Below are 318 nucleotides of genomic sequence, written 5' to 3' on the forward strand. Positions count from 1 at the left end.
AATATCTGCCATTTCCCAGATCTCTGCCCAGGCTTGCTTTTGCTCCTCAAGCAAAGTTTCAAATCCTGCGGAAACTGCATTTTTAAGTACATTATTTGCTGCGGAAATTAGCTGCTCCCGCTTGTGGTTCATATCGGTCACATACCCTCCAAACTTCTGAAGCGCAACTGTTTTACCTTTTTCAGCCTTTTTACCGTTACCTTCTGAGATCATCTTGTAACGCAAACCACTGCCGGTCTTTTCAAAACCCTGAGACAGCTCTCCAAGTAGCTCCTCCTGCTGTTTTTTAGCCGCAGCTTCTCTTTCAGCTTTTGCGCC

Annotated in this window: 1 pseudogene; it reads right to left on the reverse strand. The window is 45.6% G+C overall.

The window, feature by feature from the left end:
• Positions 1 to 318: pseudogene (locus HC175_RS22300) on the reverse strand (hypothetical protein); the annotation flags it as partial.

Source organism: Salinimicrobium oceani, from assembly GCF_012037645.1.